The sequence below is a fragment of the Synechocystis sp. FACHB-383 genome, from assembly GCF_014698605.1.
Taxonomy (GTDB): domain Bacteria; phylum Cyanobacteriota; class Cyanobacteriia; order Cyanobacteriales; family Microcystaceae; genus Synechocystis; species Synechocystis salina.
Genome location: NZ_JACJTJ010000012.1, coordinates 1 through 22,011, shown reverse-complemented (window position 1 = coordinate 22,011; position 22,011 = coordinate 1). Strand labels below are relative to the sequence as shown.

At 49.2% G+C, this 22,011-nt stretch carries 28 protein-coding genes; 24 read left to right on the top strand and 4 right to left on the bottom strand.

What is annotated here, in order from left to right; translation table 11 throughout:
- The first annotated feature begins 18 nt into the window (after positions 1-18).
- From rpsE to rplY, 17 genes are all read left to right on the top strand, one after another.
- Positions 19-540: a 30S ribosomal protein S5 gene (rpsE, locus tag H6G45_RS02005; protein WP_190596106.1), complete on the top strand. Its 522-nt coding sequence runs from the start codon at positions 19-21 to the stop codon at positions 538-540.
- Positions 541-608: 68 nt separating this feature from the next.
- A complete protein-coding gene (gene rplO, locus H6G45_RS02000) occupies positions 609-1,052 on the top strand; it encodes a 50S ribosomal protein L15 (protein WP_190596104.1) in 444 nt (147 codons plus the stop codon).
- Between the two features lie 101 nt (positions 1,053-1,153).
- Entirely contained in the window at positions 1,154-2,482 is a 1,329-nt protein-coding gene (gene secY / locus H6G45_RS01995; protein WP_190596102.1) for a preprotein translocase subunit SecY, read from the top strand.
- 171 nt (positions 2,483-2,653) lie between these two features.
- Positions 2,654-3,211 (top strand): adenylate kinase, encoded by a 558-nt coding sequence (locus tag H6G45_RS01990; RefSeq protein WP_199309525.1) that lies wholly within the window; start codon positions 2,654-2,656, stop codon positions 3,209-3,211.
- 119 nt (positions 3,212-3,330) lie between these two features.
- Positions 3,331-3,558, top strand: a complete 228-nt coding sequence (infA, locus tag H6G45_RS01985; protein ID WP_010871959.1) for a translation initiation factor IF-1 — start codon at positions 3,331-3,333, stop codon at positions 3,556-3,558.
- 137 nt (positions 3,559-3,695) lie between these two features.
- Entirely contained in the window at positions 3,696-3,812 is a 117-nt protein-coding gene (rpmJ, locus tag H6G45_RS01980) for a 50S ribosomal protein L36 (RefSeq protein ID WP_010871958.1), read from the top strand.
- 82 nt (positions 3,813-3,894) lie between these two features.
- Positions 3,895-4,278, top strand: coding sequence for a 30S ribosomal protein S13 (gene rpsM / locus H6G45_RS01975; RefSeq protein ID WP_190596098.1), 384 nt, complete (start codon positions 3,895-3,897; stop codon positions 4,276-4,278).
- A gap of 48 nt (positions 4,279-4,326) precedes the next feature.
- Positions 4,327-4,719, top strand: coding sequence for a 30S ribosomal protein S11 (rpsK, locus tag H6G45_RS01970; protein ID WP_010871956.1), 393 nt, complete (start codon positions 4,327-4,329; stop codon positions 4,717-4,719).
- Between the two features lie 108 nt (positions 4,720-4,827).
- Complete coding sequence (locus H6G45_RS01965; RefSeq protein ID WP_190596096.1) at positions 4,828-5,772, top strand: DNA-directed RNA polymerase subunit alpha; 945 nt, start codon at positions 4,828-4,830, stop codon at positions 5,770-5,772.
- A gap of 77 nt (positions 5,773-5,849) precedes the next feature.
- A complete protein-coding gene (gene rplQ, locus H6G45_RS01960) occupies positions 5,850-6,200 on the top strand; it encodes a 50S ribosomal protein L17 (RefSeq protein ID WP_010871954.1) in 351 nt (116 codons plus the stop codon).
- Positions 6,201-6,217: 17 nt separating this feature from the next.
- The gene (gene truA / locus H6G45_RS01955) at positions 6,218-7,045 is read left to right on the top strand and encodes a tRNA pseudouridine(38-40) synthase TruA (protein ID WP_190596093.1); all 828 of its coding nucleotides are present in this window, start codon (positions 6,218-6,220) and stop codon (positions 7,043-7,045) included.
- 64 nt (positions 7,046-7,109) lie between these two features.
- Entirely contained in the window at positions 7,110-7,565 is a 456-nt protein-coding gene (gene rplM, locus H6G45_RS01950) for a 50S ribosomal protein L13 (RefSeq protein ID WP_010871952.1), read from the top strand.
- Positions 7,565-7,978, top strand: coding sequence for a 30S ribosomal protein S9 (gene rpsI / locus H6G45_RS01945; RefSeq protein WP_010871951.1), 414 nt, complete (start codon positions 7,565-7,567; stop codon positions 7,976-7,978). The genes rplM and rpsI overlap by 1 nt, the downstream gene beginning before the upstream one ends.
- 46 nt (positions 7,979-8,024) lie before the next feature.
- Positions 8,025-8,270, top strand: a complete 246-nt coding sequence (gene rpmE / locus H6G45_RS01940) for a 50S ribosomal protein L31 (protein ID WP_190596091.1) — start codon at positions 8,025-8,027, stop codon at positions 8,268-8,270.
- 380 nt (positions 8,271-8,650) lie between these two features.
- Positions 8,651-8,830, top strand: coding sequence for a DUF2949 domain-containing protein (locus H6G45_RS01935; protein WP_190596090.1), 180 nt, complete (start codon positions 8,651-8,653; stop codon positions 8,828-8,830).
- Between the two features lie 297 nt (positions 8,831-9,127).
- Positions 9,128-10,459: an adenylosuccinate synthase gene (locus H6G45_RS01930; RefSeq protein WP_190596088.1), complete on the top strand. Its 1,332-nt coding sequence runs from the start codon at positions 9,128-9,130 to the stop codon at positions 10,457-10,459.
- Positions 10,434-10,802, top strand: coding sequence for a 50S ribosomal protein L25 (gene rplY / locus H6G45_RS01925; RefSeq protein ID WP_242018006.1), 369 nt, complete (start codon positions 10,434-10,436; stop codon positions 10,800-10,802). Before H6G45_RS01930 ends, rplY begins: the two co-directional genes overlap by 26 nt.
- A 447-nt stretch (positions 10,803-11,249) precedes the next feature.
- On the opposite strand, the gene bfr is transcribed toward rplY, so the two are convergent.
- Positions 11,250-11,723: a bacterioferritin gene (gene bfr, locus H6G45_RS01920; protein ID WP_190596086.1), complete on the bottom strand. Its 474-nt coding sequence runs from the start codon at positions 11,721-11,723 to the stop codon at positions 11,250-11,252.
- A 195-nt stretch (positions 11,724-11,918) separates the two neighbouring features.
- Here bfr and sipA point away from each other — a divergent pair, with 195 nt between their 5' ends.
- The 7 genes from sipA to H6G45_RS01885 all read left to right on the top strand — a co-directional run bounded on the left by sipA (position 11,919) and on the right by H6G45_RS01885 (position 18,320).
- Complete coding sequence (gene sipA, locus H6G45_RS01915) at positions 11,919-12,164, top strand: regulatory protein SipA (protein WP_190596084.1); 246 nt, start codon at positions 11,919-11,921, stop codon at positions 12,162-12,164.
- A gap of 36 nt (positions 12,165-12,200) precedes the next feature.
- Positions 12,201-12,626 (top strand): hypothetical protein, encoded by a 426-nt coding sequence (locus H6G45_RS01910; RefSeq protein WP_190596082.1) that lies wholly within the window; start codon positions 12,201-12,203, stop codon positions 12,624-12,626.
- A gap of 209 nt (positions 12,627-12,835) precedes the next feature.
- Positions 12,836-13,069 (top strand): acyl carrier protein, encoded by a 234-nt coding sequence (gene acpP / locus H6G45_RS01905; protein WP_190596080.1) that lies wholly within the window; start codon positions 12,836-12,838, stop codon positions 13,067-13,069.
- A 196-nt stretch (positions 13,070-13,265) separates the two neighbouring features.
- Positions 13,266-14,516: a beta-ketoacyl-ACP synthase II gene (fabF, locus tag H6G45_RS01900; RefSeq protein WP_190596078.1), complete on the top strand. Its 1,251-nt coding sequence runs from the start codon at positions 13,266-13,268 to the stop codon at positions 14,514-14,516.
- Between the two features lie 122 nt (positions 14,517-14,638).
- Complete coding sequence (tkt, locus tag H6G45_RS01895; RefSeq protein ID WP_190596076.1) at positions 14,639-16,651, top strand: transketolase; 2,013 nt, start codon at positions 14,639-14,641, stop codon at positions 16,649-16,651.
- 156 nt (positions 16,652-16,807) lie between these two features.
- Positions 16,808-17,635 (top strand): TPM domain-containing protein, encoded by an 828-nt coding sequence (locus H6G45_RS01890; RefSeq protein ID WP_190596075.1) that lies wholly within the window; start codon positions 16,808-16,810, stop codon positions 17,633-17,635.
- Between the two features lie 40 nt (positions 17,636-17,675).
- Positions 17,676-18,320, top strand: a complete 645-nt coding sequence (locus tag H6G45_RS01885; protein ID WP_242018005.1) for a Uma2 family endonuclease — start codon at positions 17,676-17,678, stop codon at positions 18,318-18,320.
- 83 nt (positions 18,321-18,403) lie between these two features.
- On the opposite strand, the gene H6G45_RS01880 is transcribed toward H6G45_RS01885, so the two are convergent.
- The 3 genes from H6G45_RS01880 to H6G45_RS01865 all read right to left on the bottom strand — a co-directional run bounded on the left by H6G45_RS01880 (position 18,404) and on the right by H6G45_RS01865 (position 21,929).
- Entirely contained in the window at positions 18,404-18,916 is a 513-nt protein-coding gene (locus tag H6G45_RS01880) for a hypothetical protein (RefSeq protein WP_190596071.1), read from the bottom strand.
- 98 nt (positions 18,917-19,014) lie between these two features.
- Complete coding sequence (locus tag H6G45_RS01875; RefSeq protein WP_190596069.1) at positions 19,015-20,820, bottom strand: ABC transporter ATP-binding protein; 1,806 nt, start codon at positions 20,818-20,820, stop codon at positions 19,015-19,017.
- Positions 20,821-21,533: 713 nt separating this feature from the next.
- Positions 21,534-21,929, bottom strand: coding sequence for a transposase (locus tag H6G45_RS01865; RefSeq protein WP_242018004.1), 396 nt, complete (start codon positions 21,927-21,929; stop codon positions 21,534-21,536).
- Positions 21,930-22,011: the final 82 nt, after the last annotated feature.

Here is a 22,011-nt window from a genome sequence, read left to right as displayed (position 1 = left end):
ACATCCAAGGAAATTACTATGGCAAAGCGTCGTAAAACCAGCCGTGAAAAAAAAGAAGACACCAACTGGCAGGAACGGGTTATCCAAATCCGCCGAGTCAGTAAGGTGGTCAAAGGCGGTAAAAAACTTAGCTTCCGGGCGATCGTGGTAGTCGGTAACGAAACTGGCCAGGTCGGCGTAGGAGTGGGCAAAGCTGGGGACGTAATCGGAGCCGTCCGTAAAGGGGTGGCCGATGGCAAAAAACAACTGATCGAGGTGCCCCTGACCAAATCCAATTCCATTACCCATATCACCAATGGGGTTTCCGGGGGAGCCAAAGTGGTGGTTCGTCCCGCCGCCCCTGGTACCGGGGTAATTGCCGGTGGCGCTGTTCGTACTGTGCTAGAGCTGGCCGGAGTTAAGAATATCCTAGCTAAACAACTAGGCTCCAATAATCCTCTCAACAATGCCCGGGCTGCCATCAACGCCCTGGAAACTCTGCGCACTTTCTCGGAAGTGGCGGAAGAGCGGGGAGTTGCCGTGGAGCATCTCTACACCTAAGCCCAAGGTCCTAAGCCTTTGGTAGGTGAAAATTCCATCTCCTGTGAACTTAATTTTTGATATTAGCCATGAATTTGAGCGAACTCTCTCCCAATGACGGTGCTAAAAAACGCCGTCGCCGTGTTGGCCGGGGTATTGCGGCAGGGCAAGGCGCTAGCTGTGGTTTTGGTATGCGGGGCCAAAAATCCCGTTCCGGTACCGGTACCAAAGCTGGTTTTGAAGGGGGACAAATGCCCCTCTACCGTCGTCTGCCTAAATTAAAACACTTTCCCCTCTACAACCCTAAGCATTTTACTGTGGTTAACGTCGGTAAGTTGGCCGGTCTAGCCCCCAACACCGTGGTCACCCTGGAAAGCTTAATGGAAGCGGGTATTGTCACTAGTAACGACGGCCCTTTAAAAATCCTGGGCAACGGAGAATTAGCCGTAGCTCTCACCGTCCATGCTCCCTGTAGCAAAGCGGCCCAAGCCAAAATTGAAGCAGCCGGTGGCAGTGTGGTGGCGCAGGGCTAACAATGGTAACCAAAATCCTTCCCCATCGCCGGGGAGAAGGGGATAATAGGTTAATTCATTGTTTTGCTTCATCCCTCGCACTTTTACTCAGGTATAAATAAATGGTCGTAAGTCGAGACAAAGCCCCCTCTGCCCAGGAAACTTTCCTGCAGATGGCCCAAGCGGCTGGCCTTAGGGGTCGGCTGCTTATTACTATTGGGCTACTAATTCTAGTCCGGGTGGGAATTTTCATCCCGGTACCGGACATTGATCGCCAGGCCTTTAGCCAGGCCATCAACGATAACTCCGTTATTGGTTTTTTAAATATTTTTACCGGGGGTGGTTTATCCACCGTGGGAATTTTTGCCCTGGGCATTTTGCCCTACATTAACGCTTCCATCATCATGCAACTGCTAACAGCGGCCATTCCGGCCCTGGAAGATTTGCAGAAAAATGAAGGGGAAGCAGGGCGGCGGAAAATTTCCCAATACAGCCGTTATATTGCCTTTGGTTGGTGCATTATCCAAGGTTTGGGTTTGACCATTGGTTTACTGCGCCCCTATGCCAACAACTATGGGCCCCTATTTATTTTTCAAACGGTTTTAGCCATCACCGCCGGCTCCATGTTTGTGATGTGGATTTCGGAGTTGATTACAGAAAGGGGTATTGGTAACGGTGCTTCCCTGTTGATTTTTGTCAACATTGTGGCCACCCTACCCCAAACCTTGGGTCAAACCATTGAGTATGCCCAGTCCGGGGGCAGGCAGTCCATCACTGCGGTGGTACTGTTGATGCTGGTTTTCCTGGTCATGATTGTGGGTATCGTCTTTGTACAGGAAGGCACCAGGCGCATTCCGATTATTTCTGCCCGTCGTCAGGTGGGTAAAAAGCTCTATCGGGAGCGCACTAGCTATTTGCCCCTACGCTTGAACCAAGGGGGGGTAATGCCGATTATTTTTGCCTCCGCTGTGCTGATTTTGCCTTCTTCCCTGGCTGGTTTTGCCACTGGCAATGAAGGTTTAGGAGGGTTTGGGGAAATTCTCGTCCAAATTTCCAACGCTTTGCGCCCCGGTACTTGGGTCTATACCGTGGTTTATTCCTTGATGATTTTCTTCTTCAGTTATTTTTACGCCAGTCTGATTGTTAACCCAGAGGACGTATCAAAAAATCTGAAAAAGATGGGTTCTAGTATTCCTGGTATTCGCCCTGGGAAAAAGACTGAGCAATATCTAGAAGGAGTGCTTAACCGTCTCACCTTTTTAGGGGCAATTTTTCTCAGTTTTGTGGCTACTCTGCCCATTTTTGTGGAGCAGGCTACCGGAGTGACTACTTTCCAGGGTTTGGGGGCCACATCCCTGTTGATTTTGGTGGGGGTCGCCATTGATACGGCAAAACAAATCCAAACCTATGTCATTTCCCAGCGTTATGAAGGGATGATCAAACAGCCCTAGGGTGTCCTTGGGCATTGATGGGAACGAATTGGTAACGATGGATCGTGCATCAATGGAGCAATTTTGTTGATCACATCGTTAAACAAATGGTGCGGTTGGGGGAAGTTGACACAGACATTTCCTTGACCGCTTTTTAATAGTAATTTTCTGGAGTTTTTAAGGACTATGGCCATGGCTAAAGGTTTAATTTTTCTAGGGGCCCCTGGCTCTGGTAAAGGTACCCAAGCGGTGGGTTTGGCGGACACCCTTGCTATTCCCCATATTTCCACTGGGGATATGTTGCGCCAGGCGATCGCCGATGGCACAGGGTTGGGGAACCAGGCCAAGGGTTATATGGATAGGGGGGAACTGGTGCCCGACCAGCTAATCCTGGGGTTAATTGAAGAGCGATTGGGTCATAAAGATGCCAAAGCTGGCTGGATTTTGGATGGCTTTCCCCGTAACGTTAACCAAGCAATTTTTCTCGATGAGTTGTTGGTTAATATTGGTCACCGCACCCATTGGGTCATTAACCTTAAAGTTCCCGATGAAGTGATTGTGGAACGCCTGTTGGCCCGGGGGCGGGCGGATGATAACGAAGCCACCATTCGTAATCGGCTGCTGGTTTACACAGAGCAAACTGCTCCCCTCATGGCCTATTACCAGGAACAAGGCAAACTTTATTCCCTCGACGGCAACCAGCCGGTGGAAGCCATCGCCGCCAGCCTAGAAAAACTGGTCAAACCCTAGGAAGAAAATGTCAAGCCAAGCATAGGTTGGCCAATGGAGCAACCTAGATTTGTTATGATTAAAGATGGCGCTTTTTTCGATATTTTATTCCATTCTATTTTTAGGAGGTCATTAACCGCTTGTCTAAACAAGATTTAATTGAGATGGAAGGCACGGTGATGGAGTCATTGCCCAATGCCATGTTTAGGGTCGACCTTGACAATGGTTTCAACGTTTTGGCCCACATCTCCGGCAAAATTCGTCGTAACTACATCAAAATTCTCCCCGGCGATCGGGTCAAGGTGGAATTAACCCCCTACGACCTCACCAAGGGGCGTATAACCTATCGTCTTAAAAATAAAAAGTAATCATTAATTTGACGATGGCAAAGGCTAAAAATTAATGCCTCCCCTCGGCGGGGAAAGCTGATTTAATATTTGCCATGACACGGGCACGATAACTTGTTATAATTAAGAGCTTGCAGTGTTGCCAAAGAAAATCAGGCATGAAAGTTAGAGCTTCCGTTAAGAAAATGTGTGATAAGTGCCGCGTTATTCGTCGGCGCGGTCGTGTGATGGTCATCTGTTCCGCCAACCCCAAGCATAAACAGCGTCAAGGTTAGCAGTTCCCCTAGTGATTACCATTCTGGTCTGTCTTAAACCCTACTCCATAAATTTATTGAACTTATTTAGAGGAAAATCAACGTGGCACGCATAGCTGGTGTTGACCTGCCTCGGGATAAGCGTGTGGAAATCGCCCTCACTTATCTGTACGGTATTGGTCTGTCGCGCTCCCATGAAATTCTGGACGCAACCGGGGTTAGTCCCGATGTCCGAGTCAAAGATCTCAGTGATGAAGATGCGCTGAAGTTAAGAACCTACATCGACGAAAATTATGAGATCGAAGGTGATCTCCGTCGTTGGGAGGCCATGAACATCAAACGTCTTGGAGACATCGGCACCTATCGTGGTCGTCGGCATCGCCAAGGCTTACCAGTGCGGGGACAGCGTACTAGAACCAACGCCTGTACCCGTCGGGGCCGCCGCTTGACCGTTGCCGGCAAGAAAAAGACCCCAGCGAAGAAATAATCTTCCCCCCATCCCTGTCCTGTTTATTGAAGCTTTCAAGCAATCATTATGGCGCGTCCTACCAGAAAAACTGGGCCCAAAAAAGCAAAAAAGAATGTCCCTAGCGGGGTGGCCCACATTCAATCTACTTTCAACAACACCATTGTTACCATTTCCGACATTCGCGGTGATGTGATTTCCTGGGCTTCCGCTGGTTCTAGCGGTTTCAAAGGAGCTAAAAAAGGCACTCCCTATGCCGCCCAAACCGCTGCTGACTCCGCCGCCCGTCGGGCCATGGAACAGGGCATGCGGCAACTGGAGGTAATGGTGAGTGGCCCCGGCGCTGGTCGGGAAACTGCCATCCGGGCCCTCCAGGGAGCTGGTTTGGAAATCACCCTGATCAGGGATGTTACCCCCATCCCCCACAATGGTTGTCGTCCCCCCAAACGCCGTCGGGTCTAGGACAGTTAGATTTTTTGCTAACAGCTTTTTTGAGCAAATCGTAATTTCCTCTGACTGAGATAGCGTCGGTCAAGCTATTTACACGGAGATATAAGGGAGGTCGCGTTAGTGGCGCAGTTTCAAATTGAGTGTGTGGAATCCAGCACCAGAAAAAATCAACAGCAGTACAGTAAATTTTCCCTTGAACCCTTAGACCGGGGCCAGGGAACGACGGTGGGAAATGCTTTGCGACGGGTGTTGTTGTCCAACTTGCCCGGAGCCGCGGTAACGGCTATCCGCATTGCGGGGGTTAACCATGAGTTCGCCACTATTCCAGGGGTCCGGGAGGATGTTCTGGAAATTATGCTGAACATGAAGGAACTTGTGCTCAAAAGCTACACCGATCAGCCCCAGATTGGCCGTTTAACGGCGATCGGTCCGGGGACGGTGACAGCGGCCCAGTTTGAGGTGCCTTCGGAAGTGGAGGTTATTGATCCCAACCAATACATTGCCACTTTGGCAGAGGGAGCCAAACTGGAAATGGAATTCCGGGTGGAACGGGGCGTCGGTTATCGGATTATCGAGCGGGGCAAGGACGAAAATTCATCCCTGGATTTTCTCCAAATTGACTCGGTGTTTATGCCGGTGACCAAGGTCAATTACACGGTGGAAGATATCCGAGCCGATGGCATGAGTCCAAAGGATCGGCTGATTCTAGACATTTGGACCAATGGCAGTATTCAGCCTCGGGAAGCGCTGTCGGAAGCCTCTGACATTATTGCTAATCTTTTTATCCCCCTTAAGGATCTCAATGAGCTGGAAGCGGCCCATAGCGATTACCAGGACGAGGTTAACCCAGAAAGTCAAATTCCCATTGAGGAGTTGCAACTTTCTGTCCGTGCCTATAACTGCCTGAAGCGAGCCCAGATTAATTCCGTGGCGGATCTACTGGAATATAGCCAAGAAGATCTACTGGAAATTAAGAATTTTGGTCTCAAATCCGCGGAAGAGGTGATTGAGGCACTGCAAAAACGTTTGGGTATTACCCTGCCCCACGAAAAGGCTAAAGCTTAACAAGCTCAATGGGTTTGACTACTGCTTCTGGCCTTGGAGTAACCCCCTGTTGTTAATTTTTTAGGAGTTCAGTTACCATGCGACACAGATGTCGAGTGCCTCAGTTGGGGAAGCCCGCTGACCAAAGAAAGGCCCTCCTACGGGCTTTGACCACGGAGTTAATCCGCCACGGACAAATCAAGACTACTAAGGCTAGGGCTAAGGCGGTGCGTTCTGAGGTGGACCGCATGATTACCTTGGCTAAGGACGGTTCCCTGGCTGCCCGTCGTCGGGCCCTAGGTTACATGTACGACAAGCCCACAGTCCATGCTCTATTTGCGGATGCTCCCAGCCGCTATAAGGATAGAGATGGTGGCTATACCCGCATTATCAGGACTCTGCGTCGCCGGGGTGACAATGCGGAAATGGCTGTGATTGAATTGGTCTAATTAGACGGTTTGTATTGATGCCTTCTTCTCCGTCTGCTGGTAAACAAAGGGTGGCCTTGGTGATGCAATATCTGGGCACCCGTTTCCATGGCTGGCAACGTCAACCTAATTTTTCTTCTATTCAGGAGGAAGTGGAGTTGGCGATCGCCAAAGTGGTGGGTCAGCCCGTCACTCTCCATGGTGCCGGTAGAACGGACGCCGGGGTCCATGCGGCGGCCCAGGTGGCCCATTTTGATGACCCGGTGGGACAAATTCCTCCCCACCGTTGGAGTAAAGTCCTGAATGGTCATCTTCCCCAGGACATCTTAGTGAGAGGGTCAGCGGCGGTGGATAGCCGTTGGCATGCCCGCTTTTCTGCCCTGTGGCGACGGTATCGTTACAGCATCTATACGGATCAGTGGCCCAATCTGTTCACCGATGCTTACAGTTGGCACTACTACCGTTTTCCCCTCCAGGAGAAGACCATGCAGGCGGCCATGGAACCACTGCTAGGAAAACATCACCTAGCGGCTTTCCACCGAGCCGGGTCAGCCCGGACCCATTCCTGGGTGGAGGTGCAGGAGGTTGACTGTTACCGTCGAGGGCCCATGGTCTATCTAGAAATCCAAGCCAATGGTTTTCTTTACGGCATGGTGCGCTTACTGGTGGGCCTGCTGGTGGAGGTGGGCTCTGGACAACGAAGTCTGACTGACTTCAATAATATTTGGGTTAATCAGCGGCGGGATTTGGTTAAATATGCTGCCCCCGCCAAGGGTTTATGCCTACTGCGGGTCGGTTATGAAAATTTTCCCTTGCCTGATTCCCTTTGGTTTGATAGTCAGCCTCTGTGGCAATTCACTGGCTAGCCGAACCAAATTAGCAAGGCAAATAATTATGCCCCGTTATTAAGCGGGGGTATTTTTGAAAACTATGAACAAAACTGTATTACCAACCATCGACAACCTAGACCACAAATGGTACGTAATTGATGCTGAGGGTCAACGCCTTGGTCGTCTTGCTACCGAAGTGGCCACCATTTTACGGGGTAAAAATAAGCCCACCTTTACCCCCCACATGGACACCGGTGATTTTGTCATTATTATTAATGCGGAAAAAATAGAAGTTACCGGCAGAAAACGGGAGCAAAAGTTGTACCGTCGCCATTCCGGCCGCCCCGGTGGCATGAAGGAGGAGACCTTTGAAAAACTCCAAGTTCGTTTACCGGAAAGAATTGTCGAAAGTGCTGTCCGGGGAATGTTGCCCAAAAATAGCCTCGGCCGTAAGTTGTTCACTAAGCTGAAAGTCTATGCTGGCCCTAGCCATCCCCACGCAGCTCAACAACCCGAAACCCTTGTTATCAACACTATTCCTGCAGGAGCTAACTAATGCAAGCCAACGATTCCAGCAATAAAGTCGTCTATTGGGGCACCGGCCGTCGTAAAGCGGCGATCGCCAGGGTTCGTCTTGTGCCCGGTCAGGGGGAAGTAATTGTTAACGGTAAGCCTGGGGAAATTTACTTCAACCGCATTGCCAACTACATCCAAAGCTTGAAAGCGCCCTTAGAAACCCTTGGATTGGAAGGGGAATACAATATTTTGGTCAATGCCCACGGTGGCGGCCTAACAGGGCAAGCAGATGCCGTGAAGCTAGGTGTGGCCCGGGCCTTGTGCCAACTTTCCCCGGAAAATCGTCAACCCCTAAAAGCGGAGGGCTATCTCACCAGGGATCCCCGAGCCAAAGAACGGAAAAAATACGGTCTCCATAAAGCCCGTAAGGCCCCCCAGTACTCCAAACGTTAATTGGAGATTTGGATTTACCACTCTATTGGAATTATTAGGACTGACCATGCCCAAAGCTGACATTCACCCCACCTGGTATCCCGATGCCAAAGTCACCTGTAACGGAGAGGTGATTATGACCGTTGGTTCCACCAAGCCAGAAATCAACGTAGAGATTTGGTCCGGTAACCACCCCTTCTACACTGGTACCCAAAAAATTATTGATACGGAAGGCCGTGTTGACCGCTTTATGCGTAAGTATGGCATGAAGGAAAAAACTGCCGAAGACAAACAAGATAAGAAAAAGAAATAAGTAAGCCAACTTTTTCTTTACTGCCAAATTCCCTCTGGGTATGCCTTTGGGAAAACTAAACCTTGACTTAATAACTTTTTTGAGTCTTTTTGAGCCAGGCCTTTTGACGGTCTGGCTTTTTGCTGGCCAGAAAAGAGCTGCCCAAGGTCGGTAAATACCCCATTGCAGATTATGAGAGGAACCGATAGGATTGTTAACATAAGTTTACAAAGTGAATTGTATGTTAATTGCCGTCTGCGCTTTCTTGGTCCTAGGTTTTGCCCTGCTCCAACAACTCCAGCCCAGTTCCGCCCCCGAGGCGATCGCCGTTAGGGTAAGACACACTGACCGTCGTTACTAGAGTTGTGAACAAAAATTAATTCTTTCCCCGGGAGCAGTCCATGGTAGTGTCCAAAAATCTGATTCAACTATTAAAAAAGGAATTTTCACTGTCAGCGGATCAAATTGCCTGGGGACTGAAACAAACCGAGGCTATGCCCTCCTATCTGCCAGTTATTTTTTGGCAGTATGGTCTGATTGATACATCCCAGTTGGATCGTCTTTTGGATTACTGGGGTTAGTGCCCCACTGCTGGGTGCAAGTTACCAGAGATTTTCCAGAGTGCTGCCCGGCCCTTACCATGGGCAAGCGTTAAAATAAGAATGGGATGGACTGTCTGCATTAACTCGATTATTTGGTAGGTTCTACGTTTTTTTGTGTCAATTTAAATTAAAGTCGGCACAATCTTTCTCATTAGACCTTGGTTGTAGTTAAGGAACAAGGAGATTTATCTGTAAGGAGAAGACCGTAAATATTGACACCAGCCCCCGAAAGTGCAATAGTGATAGTTTGTGTGAACTTTCTTATAATAAAAGCTCTTGGCTAACGTTATTGTTATCGGCGCTCAGTGGGGCGACGAGGGAAAAGGTAAAATCACCGACTTATTAAGTCGATCAGCGGATGTGGTGGTGCGGCCCCAGGGGGGCGTAAACGCAGGCCACACGATTGTAGTTAACGATCAGACTTTTAAGCTCCACCTCATTCCTTCGGGTATTCTCTATCCAGATACAGAATGTATCATCGGTTCGGGGACGGTCATTGACCCCAAAGTCCTACTGCAGGAATTTGACCAGTTGGAAGCGTTAGATGTTTCCCTCGATCGCCTGTATATTTCCCAGACTGCCCATGTGACCATGCCCTTCCACCGCTTGCTAGACCAGGCATCGGAAGAAAAAAGGGGAGAACATAAAATTGGCACCACTGGGCGAGGCATTGGCCCCACCTACGCTGATAAATCAGAGCGCATGGGAATTCGGGTGGTGGATTTAATGAATCCCGAAATTCTCCGGAAAAAATTGCTTTGGACCGTTGAGTATAAAAACGTTGTTTTAGATAAACTCTACGACCTGCCTCCCCTGGATCCGGAAACGGTGATTGCGGAATACACCACCTATGCCAATCGCCTGCGGTCCCATGTGGTGGACAGTTCCCTGAAAATTTACGAGGCCATACATCAAAGGAAAAATATTCTCTTTGAAGGAGCCCAGGGCACCCTCCTGGACCTAGACCACGGCACCTATCCCTACGTCACCTCCTCCAACCCCATCGCAGGGGGAGCCTGTGTGGGCGCTGGCATCGGCCCCACTATGATTGACCGAGTCATCGGTGTCGCTAAAGCCTATACCACCCGAGTGGGGGAAGGCCCCTTTCCCACAGAATTGGATGGGGAACTAAACCAACATCTCTGTGACCGGGGAGCGGAATTTGGCACCACCACTGGTCGGCGGCGACGCTGTGGCTGGTTTGATGGGGTGATTGGGCGCTACGCTGTGCGTATTAACGGTTTAGATTGTTTGGCCATTACCAAACTGGATGTGCTGGACCAACTGGAGGAAATTAAGGTTTGTGTTGCCTATGAATTAGATGGCAAAACCTGTGATCATTTCCCCGGCAACGCAGCGGAATTTGCCCGGTGTCAGCCCATTTATAAAACCCTCCCTGGGTGGCAGTGTTCCACAGAGGAATGTCGCACCCTGGAGGATTTGCCTCCCCAGGCCCTGGATTATTTAAAGTTCCTGGCGGAATTGATGGAGGTGCCGATCGCCATCGTTTCCCTAGGGGCCAGTCGGGATCAGACAATTATTGTCGAAGACCCCATCCATGGGCCAAAACGAGCCTTGCTCCATGCCAACGGCGACCCAGTGGCTTAGGTTTGCCCCTTTGTTAACCCTGATTATTATTTTTACGAGTATTACCATGGCCCTCTCCATTGAATGTCAACAACGTCCCGAAAAAGTCAACCCTAGAGCTTTGCGTCGGGAAGGTTTAATTCCCGCCACCCTCTATGGTCACAATGGCGCTGAGTCCATTTCCCTGGTGGTAGACCACAAAACCGCCATCACCATGTTGCGGAGTGTCACCGTCAAGGAAACCCCCATCGAAGTTAAAATTCCCCATCTTTCCTGGGAAGGGGAAGCGGTGGTGCAGGAAATTCAGTGCCATCCCTGGCGCCGCAATCTTTATCATTTAGCTTTCTTTGCTGGCAAAAAGTAACGATATTACCTCAACCTCTGGGGATAGGGAAACACTTTAGAAACCAATGGTTGGGGAGATTAGCGGACTTTGTCCAAATTTAAATTTCGCCCCTGAATTTGAAACTCTCCTTAGTCGACTAGATTTAAGGAGAGCTTTTTATTGGTATAGCGGATTCAATGAAAAGCACAGCGGAGCAGTACACTAAAATACTTGCAACACAATCCTTTTACAAAAGATTGCCACCTCAATTTTATTTTAAGTAGCTACAACTTATTGATTTTTGAAAACATTTTGGTTGCGCAGAACAATGAAGCCGTGCCAAACCAGACCACCTAGGAAAGGCTAAGAAAGGAATGGTTTCTGGGAAAAAGATCACCGGTCGCAAAGGTCCCTCAAGCCCATGTTCGTACTTGGACGGGCACGATGAAAGGAGAGGTGCCCTATCCATAGTGCCCATACCTTGGTTTAGTCTTCGCCCATCATGGATTGGAGATAATTTTCCAGTCCAGAATTGCTAATTAGCCATTGCTGGGACTCTAACCAATCAATTTGTTCTTCGGTTTCCTCAAGAATTTCCGACAAGACATCTCGGCTTACATAATCCCGCTGGGCCTCAAAAAAAGCAATACTGCTAAGTAAGCCCGCCCTAATGCCCTGATTTAGGGTCAGATCATTGGCCAGGATTTCCGGTACCGTTTCGCCAATGAGAAGTTTTTCCAAATTCTGGAGATTGGGCAGTCCTTCTAAAAATAAAACGCGCTCGATCAGGCTATCAGCCTGTTTCATTGCCTTAATTGATACCTTGTATTCGTACTTATTGAGGTGATTCAGCCCCCAATTTTTGCACATGCGGGCATGGAGAAAATACTGGTTAATGGCGGTAAGTTGTAGTTTCAGCGCTTGGTTGAGATGTTGTCTGACTTCTAGGTTGCCTTCCATACTGTTATCCTCTGATGTGGAGTTTTGTTTGATGTTGTTGTTTCCATTCTTACCTATTCACGGCACAGTGACAGTCTTATTGACCCCAACAGCAACAAATTGTTTAAATTATTCTAATGTTTTGCCCCCGGAAAAATTGCCTTACCTTCCCAACCCATGGCTGCCTCTAAGCCTTAACCCTAAACTGAATCGATTATGGCTGATTTGTTTGTCGGTGCCCCAGTTCGTTTAATTGCCCGTCCCCCCTATCTGAAAACCGCTGACCCCATGCCCATGCTCCGGCCCCCGGATTTGTTGGCGATCGCCGCGGAGGGAATGGTGGTGGATCGTCGACCGGCGGGGTATTGGGGGGTGAAGTTTGATCGGGGTATTTTTCTTTTGGAAAGTCAGTATTTGGAGGTAATTACGCCCCAAGAAGAGCAAACTGAAGTTTCTGGTTAAATGATGCGGATAAATGCCCAAATTTAATCTAAAGATATGACTTTAAGTGCGAATCACTTTTTTGGGACGATTTTAACCATATCTGGCTTCAGCCTTAGTGGAGGTTATGGCCAGGTTCCTGGGGCGATCGCCGCTCAGCCTTGGCCATCGACAGCGCCAGTAACTAATGCTTTGGACAAAATTCAATTTCCCCTAGGAGTCATTGACGTCCATGGATTGATTGGTCCAGAGGATGGTAAACGTTCCCAGGGCTATGAGTTTTGCATTGTACCCACGAAAAAAAGTGAAGTTTTGATGATTGATCCTTCATTAACATTTTCCTCCAGCCCTGGCCGCATCGGCTGCCCCCAGGGACAATTACTTTCCCTAGGAAACACTCAGCAAAAAAATTGGCTGGCCATTCTGTTTGCCCTGGCTCGATTGAGCTACATAGAAAAAATTTTGCCCCACTGGGGAGAATAGGACCCCTTGTTAGGAACTGTTTTGTGCCCATGGGCAAGGAAAGCATCTAGTGCAAGGGATACCTTTCCGTTAAGATAGTTAACGCTGAACAATTGAGTGCATTGCTAACCGAGCGGCCCTGCGACAGCCCCCAAGCTGTCCCCCGTTTTGCTGGCGATTGGCCGTTGACCCAGCCCGAAAACTCTTCTTCTATAGTTAAAGGTATTGTAATGAATCAAGAAATTTTTGAAAAAGTAAAAAAAATCGTCGTGGAACAGTTGGAAGTGGATCCCGATAAAGTGACCCCCTCCGCCACCTTTGCCGAAGATTTAGGAGCTGATTCCCTCGACACAGTGGAATTGGTCATGGCCCTAGAAGAAGAGTTTGATATTGAAATTCCCGATGAAGTGGCAGAAACCATTGATACCGTGGGTAAAGCCGTTGAGCACATCGAAAGTAAATAAATTTCGGTCATAGCCCCGACTCCCCCATAGGCCTTTGTAGCCCAGTTCCCAGACAGTTTAAGCTACTGTTTGGGGCGGTTCCGATACCGGTTTGGGACCGGCTGGTTTGCTCCCTGGGCCAGGCCCCGACCCCATCGCTATATCGTTGCGGAGAACCCTAGGGGAGTCCCTTCCCCGATTTTATCTATTAAGTACCATGGCAAATTTGGAAAAGAAACGTGTTGTTGTAACGGGATTGGGAGCCATCACCCCCATTGGTAATACCCTCCAAGATTATTGGCAAGGCCTAATGGAGGGTCGTAACGGCGTTGGCCCCATTACCCGTTTCGATGCCAGTGACCAAGCCTGTCGCTTTGGGGGGGAAGTTAAGGGCTTTGACGCGACCCAGTTTCTTGACCGCAAAGAAGCCAAGCGCATGGACCGGTTTTGTCATTTTGCCGTTTGTGCCAGTCAACAGGCCGTTAATGATGCCAAGTTGGTGATTAACGAGCTCAATGCCGATGAGATTGGGGTGTTAATTGGCACGGGCATTGGTGGTTTGAAAGTGTTGGAAGACCAACAAACTATCTTGTTAGATAAGGGCCCTAGTCGTTGCAGTCCCTTTATGATTCCGATGATGATCGCCAACATGGCTTCGGGGTTAACTGCCATTAACCTAGGTGCCAAGGGTCCCAATAATTGCACTGTTACTGCCTGTGCAGCGGGCTCCAATGCCATTGGGGATGCATTCCGTCTGGTGCAAAATGGCTATGCCAAGGCGATGATTTGCGGTGGTACGGAAGCAGCGATTACTGCCCTAAGCTATGCTGGCTTTGCTTCGGCTCGGGCTTTATCCTTCCGTAACGATGACCCCCTCCATGCCAGTCGTCCTTTTGACAAGGATAGGGATGGCTTTGTGATGGGAGAAGGATCGGGCATTCTAATTTTGGAAGAATTGGAATCCGCCTTGGCCCGGGGAGCAAAAATTTACGGGGAAATGGTGGGCTATGCCATGACCTGTGACGCTTACCACATCACAGCGCCAGTCCCAGACGGTCGGGGGGCCACCAGGGCGATCGCCTTGGCCTTAAAAGATGGGGGCTTGAAGCCGGAAGCAGTAAGTTATATCAATGCCCATGGCACCAGTACTCCAGCAAACGATGTGACGGAAACCAGGGCCATTAAACAGGCTTTGGGCAATCATGCTTACAATATTGCTGTTAGCTCTACCAAATCCATGACCGGCCACCTGTTGGGCGGCTCCGGGGGCATTGAAGCGGTGGCCACTGTGATGGCGATCGCCGAGGATAAGGTACCTCCCACCATTAACTTAGAGAATCCTGACGCGGAATGTGATTTGGATTATGTGCCCGGTCAGAGTAGGGTCCTAAAAGTAGATGTGGCTCTGTCCAACTCCTTTGGCTTTGGGGGCCATAACGTCACCCTAGCCTTCAAAAAATATCAATAGCCCACCGAAAAATTTCCCGAACCGTGGGAAGATGGTAGCAATTTGGCCTGCCTTGGCCCCTACCATTACCGCCCCCCGGTGGATATTGACCCAATTATTGCTAGTTTATTTTTCCAAACATTATGGTCGTTGCTACCCAGTCCTTAGACGAACTTTCTATTAATGCCATTCGCTTTTTAGCCATTGACGCCATCGAAAAGGCCAAATCTGGCCACCCTGGTTTGCCCATGGGAGCGGCTCCTATGGCCTTTACCCTGTGGAACAAGTTCATGAAGTACAATCCCAAGAACCCGAAATGGTTCAATCGGGACCGCTTTGTGTTGTCCGCCGGCCATGGCTCCATGTTGCAGTATGCTCTGCTCTATTTACTGGGCTATGACAGTGTGACCATAGAAGACATTAAACAGTTCCGTCAATGGGAATCTTCTACCCCCGGTCACCCGGAAAATTTCCTCACTGCTGGGGTGGAAGTCACCACCGGCCCCCTGGGTCAAGGTATTGCCAATGGTGTTGGTTTGGCCCTGGCGGAGGCCCATTTAGCCGCCACCTACAATAAGCCCGATGCCACCATTGTGGACCATTACACCTATGTGATTTTGGGGGATGGTTGCAATATGGAAGGTATTTCCGGGGAAGCTGCTTCCATTGCCGGCCATTGGGGCTTGGGTAAACTAATCGCTCTTTACGACGATAATCATATTTCCATTGATGGCTCCACCGATGTGGCTTTCACCGAGGATGTGAGCAAACGCTTTGAAGCCTACGGCTGGCACGTGCTCCATGTGGAAGATGGCAACACTGACCTAGCGGCGATCGCCAAGGCCATTGAAGAAGCCAAGGCGGTAACCGATAAGCCCACCATGATTAAAGTCACTACCATCATTGGTTATGGCGCCCCCAAGAAATCTGGTACTGCGGGCATTCACGGGGCGGCGTTGGGGACTGATGAAGTGGCCGCCACCCGCAAAAACCTGGGTTGGGACTACGCTCCCTTTGAAGTGCCCCAGGAAGTGTTGGACTACACCCGTAAGGCGATCGACCGGGGAGCCAGCTACGAAGCGGAATGGAACCAAGCCTTTGCCCAATACAAAACCAAATATCCCGCTGAAGCGGCCGCCTTTGAACGGCAACTGAGCGGCAAACTACCCGAAGGTTGGGACAAAAACTTAGCCAGTTTTACCCCGGACCAAAAAGGTTTGGCCACTCGGAAATACTCTGAAGAGTGCCTCAACGCCTTGGCCCCCGTGTTACCGGAATTGATCGGCGGTTCAGCGGATTTGACCCACTCCAACTTGACAGAACTCCACTGCTCAGGCGATTTCCAAAAAGGAGCTTACCAAAACCGTAACGTCCACTTTGGGGTGCGGGAACACGCCATGGGCGCCATCTGCAACGGCATTGCCCTCCACAGCTCTGGGTTACTGCCCTTCGGTGCTACTTTCCTAATCTTCACCGATTACATGCGGGCCGCCATTCGCCTTTCTGCCCTTTCCGAAGCGGGGGTAATTTGGGTGATGACCCACGACTCCATTGGCCAAGGGGAAGATGGTCCCACCCACCAACCCATTGAAGTGTTGGCTTCCCTGCGGGCTATTCCCAACTTGACCGTCATTCGTCCCGCCGATGGCAATGAAACCTCCGGGGCCTATAAAGTGGCGATCGCCAAAGCCAAGGAAAATGCCCCTACTCTCCTGTCTCTCACCCGGCAGGCCGTGCCCAATCTAGCGGGAACTTCCCTGGATGGAGTGGCCAAAGGAGCCTACACCATTGTTGATTCTGAAGGGACTCCTGAGTTAATCTTGATAGGTACGGGTTCCGAAGTACAACTTTGTGTGGCCGCCGCTGAAAAGTTGGCCGCCGAAGGCAAAAAAGTCCGGGTAGTTTCCATGCCCTCCTGGGAACTGTTTGAAGCCCAAGACGCCGCCTACAAAGAGTCAGTGTTACCGAAGGCTGTCACCAAACGTCTCTCCGTAGAAGCCGCCACCAGCTTTGGTTGGCACAAATATGTGGGCACGGAAGGAGATACAGTCAGTATTGAAACATTTGGTGCCTCAGCGCCCGGCGGGGTTTGCCTAGAGAAATTTGGTTTCAGCGTTGATAATGTGCTGGCCAAAGCTAAAACTCTCCTGAGCTAAGTCCTCGCCCCCAAGCTTAAAACTCCTCACTGTCCCCTCTCCTCATTGTTAGGGGGCTTTTTTTTGTCCAGAAAAGATCGACCAGTGTGAAAATTTAACGGAGGCAATACCTTAAAATAAGGTAAACAACTGTGAAGAAACTTAAAGAAAAACTCTATGGCTGTCCATTTGCCGTCGTCTGCTACCCGTTTCAGCAAAAATTTTGCCTGGCTTTTGGCCGCCAGTTTATCTTTAGTGTTGTGGTGGGCACCGGTAAGCCCTGCCCAGGCGGTGAATAACCCTGAGTTGTTGCCAGAGGAAAAAACTCCGGTGGTGGACCTGGCCAACTTTTTACCGGAAATCCAAGAAGCTCAGTTAATTGATGATCTAAACAGCTTTGAGGTGGAAACGGGATGGAAATTGCGGGTCTTAACCCAATACGACCGTAGTCCGGGACGGGCAGTGATTCCTTTTTGGGGTCTGGATGATAAAAGTATTTTATTGGTGGCCGATGGCAGGGGGGGGAACCTATTGGCCTTTAGCATTGGAGATGAGGTGTATGAGTTGATGCCCCGCACCTTTTGGATTGAGATGCAGGCTCGCTTCGGAAATATGTACTACATTCGGGACAACGGAGAAAATTTAGCCATCACCGAAGCATTGAATACCGTTAAGGGCTGTCTGGTCAAAGGGGGTTGTAACGTTGTGCCGGGATTACCCAGGGAGCAGTGGATTTTAACCCTGGTAACTTCCATTGTGGGGGGCTTAATTTTTGGTTTTGCGGCCATTCCCCGATCGCCGAATCAGACTTTTGCGTGGCAATGGGTATTGATTATGTCTCCCCTGTGGGGAATTTTAGTGATCGCCTTTGGGATTGGCCCTGTGGTCACCCGCACCAGCGACTTTTTACCTCTGTTCCGCAATTTAATGGGCTTTAGTCTCGGGGTTTTAGTAGCTTACCTTTCCCCTATGTTTAGTCAAATCAACAATAATCCCCAAACCTAACCATTCAACTAGGGTGACTATGATGGAAAAAACGGAAGTTATGGCGCATTCTCCCATGGTCACCACCAATTCCCCCGCTCCCATTGCAATCCTTGAAAATGGCGATCGCCTCAGTCGTCAAGAATTTGAACGAATTTACACAGCTTCTGGCATTAAGAAAGCTGAGCTAATTGAAGGAATTGTCCACGTGGCCTCTCCCCTCCGTCATACCTACCATGGTCAACCCCATAGTGCCATAATCACCTGGCTAGGAACTTACCAAGCCCAAAGAAATGACCTGGCCGTTAGCATTGAAGCCACAGTGCGACTAGATGACGAAAACGAACTCCAACCCGATGGGATATTATTTCGACTAGAGGGTAGCGCCCACATAGATGAAGATGAATATATTAGCGGTGCTCCAGAATTAGTGGTGGAAATTGCCGCTAGCACTGCCTCCTACGACCTCCATAGCAAAAAACGGGTTTATGAAAGTCATGGGGTAAGAGAGTATATTGTTTGGCGTACCCTCGACCGAAAAATCGATTGGTTTGTGTTATCGGATGGGAAATATGAACGCCTGAGTCCAGACGATAATGGCTTAATAATCAGTCAGGAATTCCCAGGCTTAGTGCTTAATACTCCAGCTATGCTAGCCAATAATATGGCAGAGGTTATTGCCACCATTAACAACTTTTCCAGTTAGGCTAGACAGTAAAATTTCAGTAACTAAAAGACTTATACCCCTAACCCTCAAGGACAATTATTGCCTTTTTAAACAGGGAAAAATTAAGGGCAAAGTTGTCCCGGCTCTGCCCAAAAACGCCCCCGACAATGGCTTCTTTCCCCTACCCAATCCACCTGCCATCGATCGCCTACCGGAACAAGATCTACCCTGGTTTGGTGCCCACTGACGGAATCATCACAACTCCCCATTTGGGTGAGCAATACAGTCACGGATTCCTGCCCCAATAGCGTAGCCGTAGCACTCTTGGAACGAAAACAACCAAAATCCCCTTCCCCTAAGTGCTGGGGCAACAGGGGCTGGCTATAAAACTGTTGAATAAGCTGGTTTGGGTTAGTCAGGGTGTTGAGATTAGACCACTGCCAAAATGTCCGCCGGGGTAGTTCCGTAAAGGGAATCACAGCAAACGCTTGGCGATCAGGAAGACTGATTTGCCCATCCCATTGGTTGCCGGGGCTTTGGTCAGCTTGGGCAACCGGGGTTAAAGACAGGGCAAATATACTGGTCAGACCAAGGGAAAGCAATGGTTGGGAAAGGGTAAAAAATTTCATATCCATGGCAATGATTGGACAATTTCACTGAATTTGTCGGAAAATTCATCAACAAAGTCAGTGGTGTACCAATGATGATACCAGGGAAATTCCCGATGGGATAATTAGCCCCCCAGCATTTGTAACTGGTACAGACTGGCGTAGAGTCCCTTCAGGGTTAACAGTTGGTCATGGTTTCCGGTTTCAACAATTTCCCCATGTTTAAGCACAAAAATGCGGTCCACATTGCGGATAGTGGATAAACGGTGGGCGATGATGATGGAAGTGCGATCTTGGAGCAAGTGTAACAACGCTTCTTGAATGGCCGCCTCGGTGCGGACGTCCAAACTAGCGGTGGCTTCATCCATCACCAACACGTAGGGTTCCCGGATGGCCACCCGGGCAAAGGCTAACAATTGTTTTTGTCCACCGGATAGGTTACTGCCCCGTTCCCGCAGTTGGGTGTGGTAACCCTGGGGCAATTCTTCAATCAGGCGATCGACACTGGTTAACTGGGCCGCCCGTTGCACTTCTGCCAAACTGTATTCTTCCCCTAGGGTAATGTTGCGTTTCACGTCCCCCGCAAACAGGAAACTGTCTTGGAGAATGACGCCAATGAAACGACGTAGCTGTTGTTGGGACAGTTCGCGAATGTCAATGCCATCCACCAAAATACGACCCTGGGAAGGATCATGGAGACGACAAAGGAGGCGAATAATAGAGCTTTTGCCAGCTCCCGTGGGCCCCACTAGGGCGACTTTTTCTCCGGGTTTGATGGTGAAGTTCAAGTTTTTGAGCACATATTCGTCTGGTTTATAGCCAAACCAAACATTTTCAAAGCAAATTTCCCCGTGACTGCCCCGCAGAGCGCTGTTGATTTCAATGGGGGTGATAACCGCCTGGTCTTTGATTTCCACCGGTTCTTCCATTAATTCCCCAATGCGCTCGATCGCCGTAAAGCCGGATTGGAACATGGTGAATTTATCCGCAAACTGCCGCAGGGGATTGAATAGCCGTTGTCCGTAGAGAATGAACGCCGCCAGCACCCCAAATTCCATGTTATTGCGCAAAATTAGCCACCCCCCCAGACCTAAAACTCCGGCGATCGCCACTAAACTAATCCATTCCAAGGTGGCCGACACAGCGGAGTCGTGGAAGATGGTCTTATCCACTGCCCGACGATACTTCTCATTCACCCGACGAAAAGAACGACTGTTCAACTCTTCTCGACGGAATAATTGCACCACATTAATGCCGGCCACATTTTCCTGAAGCTGGGAATTAAGGTGGGACAATTCCTCCCTAGCTTGGTAGTTAGCTTTGCGATATTGTTGCTGGAAATAAATGATTAACACAGTCACAGGCACCAACATCCCCACCAGTAGTAGCGCCAATTGCCATTGCACCCAAAAAATGGTCACGATAATGGCCAGAATGGAGACAATGTCACTGACCACACCGATCGCCCCACTGGCAAATACTTCTCCCAAGGCCTCCACGTCACTGGTGATGCGGGTGACCAAACGACCAACAGGGGTGCGATGGAAAAAATTTACCGACAAAGAAGTGACGTGCTCAAATAAGTCCTGGCGCACATCGGCGGTGATTTCTTGCCCCATTTTTTGCACAATGAAGCCCTGTAGCCCCAAAAACAGCAACCGAATGACAATGGTGACGGCCAGGATAATCACTAGGGTATGCAAAGCCCGATCCAACGGCATGGCCTGCAAAAAGCCCCAGGCCCTCTCCTCCCGCAACAAGGAAACGGCTTGCCCAATAATGAGAGGTTGCACTGCCCCCGAAAAAGCCACCGGGACAAGCAAAATCAAGGCCGCCGCCAGTTCCCTGGGATAGCGCTTGACGTAGGGCAGCAGACGCAATAACAAGCGCCAATCATTATCGGATGGGGGAGCAGCGGGGGAACGGGTCATGGAGGAATAAATAATCGACAGGAAAACTGACTAATGCGTTCAAATGGAGAGATTTCGTTGGGAGAAACCCCGATTTACCCTTGGTCAAAAAAGTTACACAGGCCCTAAAAACAAGCGACTATGGCCTAAGTATCCATGACTCAGGCAATGGTTGAGCAAGGCAAAAGGCCATTGTACCTTCACAAATCTAACCCATCTTTCCCCCTAGGGGTGGAGGCGATCGCCCAACGTTACTGCTGAGCTGCTGCAAATAGCCCCCGCAACACAACCAAGATCTCATGCCAGTTCACTCCAGCCAGGTTGTTAGGTTGCAACATATATATTGACCTAGTACTCATCGGCATAGGCAATTTCCAAAATGTTTGAGGCGAAGTAAATTTTGGGATGAATTTCTCGAATCAAGTTCAGGCTGAGAGGTCTTACTTCTAGAAGGCGTAAGGCTAATTTTAATACTCTGATATAGTTTCAAACCTGCTGTCAAGAGTTTACTGGGTCGTTAATTGACTTTGGCTCTCTAGGTTCAATTTCAAACAACAGTAGCTGCTGGGGAATAGTATGGGTGCCCTCCAAGCTGGATGACCGCAATGCTTCGCGCCTCTGCAATGGACGCAATAACAAGATGTAATTTGGCATATACCTGCCAACTCCATCCAATCTAGCTAACTCTTCTTTTGCCTGAAGCAACAAAGCCCAAATATCCCTCTTCCATCAATCTAGGCAGATGAATGGCAGAATATGTCCCATGAATTGACCAAATATCTTAATCGATCTAGCTCATTAACTTTATTAAAAAGCTTGGTCAACTCATCTAAAACATGGGTAAATGAAAATACTTTTAACCAATTTTTGATAAGATTTATTGCATTAAGTACAGCAACAACTAATCGAATATTGTTTAACCAGTTCTTCCAGCCGCCTTCTTTGTTCCATTTTTCATGATTTTGATGATGTTTTGGCATTGAATTTAGTGTCGAATTGAAATCTTCCTCGTAAAGGCAAACCATGCAATATGCACACATTACTAACTCCCACCATTTTTGGATCTGCTTATAGTGAGTTACCCTAAAATCAGCCCATCCCAGAAACGTTGAATGGTATTTATGTGCCACCGAAAAATAAGCAGAATAACCCTATAGCAAAGCAAATTCATCACCTTAGTGCTAACTCCCTTAGCCAGTGTACATAGCTTAT

Bases quoted from the DNA above. Each gene is read 5' to 3' on its own strand.
- rpmE (WP_190596091.1), top strand. From the start codon at position 8,025: ATGCCCAAAGCTGACATTCACCCCACCTGGTATCCCGATGCCAAAGTC.
- H6G45_RS01880 (WP_190596071.1), bottom strand. From the start codon at position 18,916: ATGGATATGAAATTTTTTACCCTTTCCCAACCATTGCTTTCCCTTGGT.
- tkt (WP_190596076.1), top strand. From the start codon at position 14,639: ATGGTCGTTGCTACCCAGTCCTTAGACGAACTTTCTATTAATGCCATT.
- bfr (WP_190596086.1), bottom strand. From the start codon at position 11,723: ATGGAAGGCAACCTAGAAGTCAGACAACATCTCAACCAAGCGCTGAAA.
- H6G45_RS01875 (WP_190596069.1), bottom strand. From the start codon at position 20,820: ATGACCCGTTCCCCCGCTGCTCCCCCATCCGATAATGATTGGCGCTTG.
- rplM (WP_010871952.1), top strand. From the start codon at position 7,110: ATGAACAAAACTGTATTACCAACCATCGACAACCTAGACCACAAATGG.
- rpsK (WP_010871956.1), top strand. From the start codon at position 4,327: ATGGCGCGTCCTACCAGAAAAACTGGGCCCAAAAAAGCAAAAAAGAAT.
- H6G45_RS01910 (WP_190596082.1), top strand. From the start codon at position 12,201: ATGACTTTAAGTGCGAATCACTTTTTTGGGACGATTTTAACCATATCT.
- rplQ (WP_010871954.1), top strand. From the start codon at position 5,850: ATGCGACACAGATGTCGAGTGCCTCAGTTGGGGAAGCCCGCTGACCAA.
- rplY (WP_242018006.1), top strand. From the start codon at position 10,434: ATGCCAACGGCGACCCAGTGGCTTAGGTTTGCCCCTTTGTTAACCCTG.
- H6G45_RS01935 (WP_190596090.1), top strand. From the start codon at position 8,651: ATGGTAGTGTCCAAAAATCTGATTCAACTATTAAAAAAGGAATTTTCA.
- sipA (WP_190596084.1), top strand. From the start codon at position 11,919: ATGGCTGATTTGTTTGTCGGTGCCCCAGTTCGTTTAATTGCCCGTCCC.
- acpP (WP_190596080.1), top strand. From the start codon at position 12,836: ATGAATCAAGAAATTTTTGAAAAAGTAAAAAAAATCGTCGTGGAACAG.
- secY (WP_190596102.1), top strand. From the start codon at position 1,154: ATGGTCGTAAGTCGAGACAAAGCCCCCTCTGCCCAGGAAACTTTCCTG.
- fabF (WP_190596078.1), top strand. From the start codon at position 13,266: ATGGCAAATTTGGAAAAGAAACGTGTTGTTGTAACGGGATTGGGAGCC.
- H6G45_RS01990 (WP_199309525.1), top strand. From the start codon at position 2,654: ATGGCTAAAGGTTTAATTTTTCTAGGGGCCCCTGGCTCTGGTAAAGGT.
- H6G45_RS01890 (WP_190596075.1), top strand. From the start codon at position 16,808: ATGGCTGTCCATTTGCCGTCGTCTGCTACCCGTTTCAGCAAAAATTTT.
- rpsI (WP_010871951.1), top strand. From the start codon at position 7,565: ATGCAAGCCAACGATTCCAGCAATAAAGTCGTCTATTGGGGCACCGGC.
- rpsE (WP_190596106.1), top strand. From the start codon at position 19: ATGGCAAAGCGTCGTAAAACCAGCCGTGAAAAAAAAGAAGACACCAAC.
- H6G45_RS01885 (WP_242018005.1), top strand. From the start codon at position 17,676: ATGGCGCATTCTCCCATGGTCACCACCAATTCCCCCGCTCCCATTGCA.
- rpmJ (WP_010871958.1), top strand. From the start codon at position 3,696: ATGAAAGTTAGAGCTTCCGTTAAGAAAATGTGTGATAAGTGCCGCGTT.
- truA (WP_190596093.1), top strand. From the start codon at position 6,218: ATGCCTTCTTCTCCGTCTGCTGGTAAACAAAGGGTGGCCTTGGTGATG.
- rplO (WP_190596104.1), top strand. From the start codon at position 609: ATGAATTTGAGCGAACTCTCTCCCAATGACGGTGCTAAAAAACGCCGT.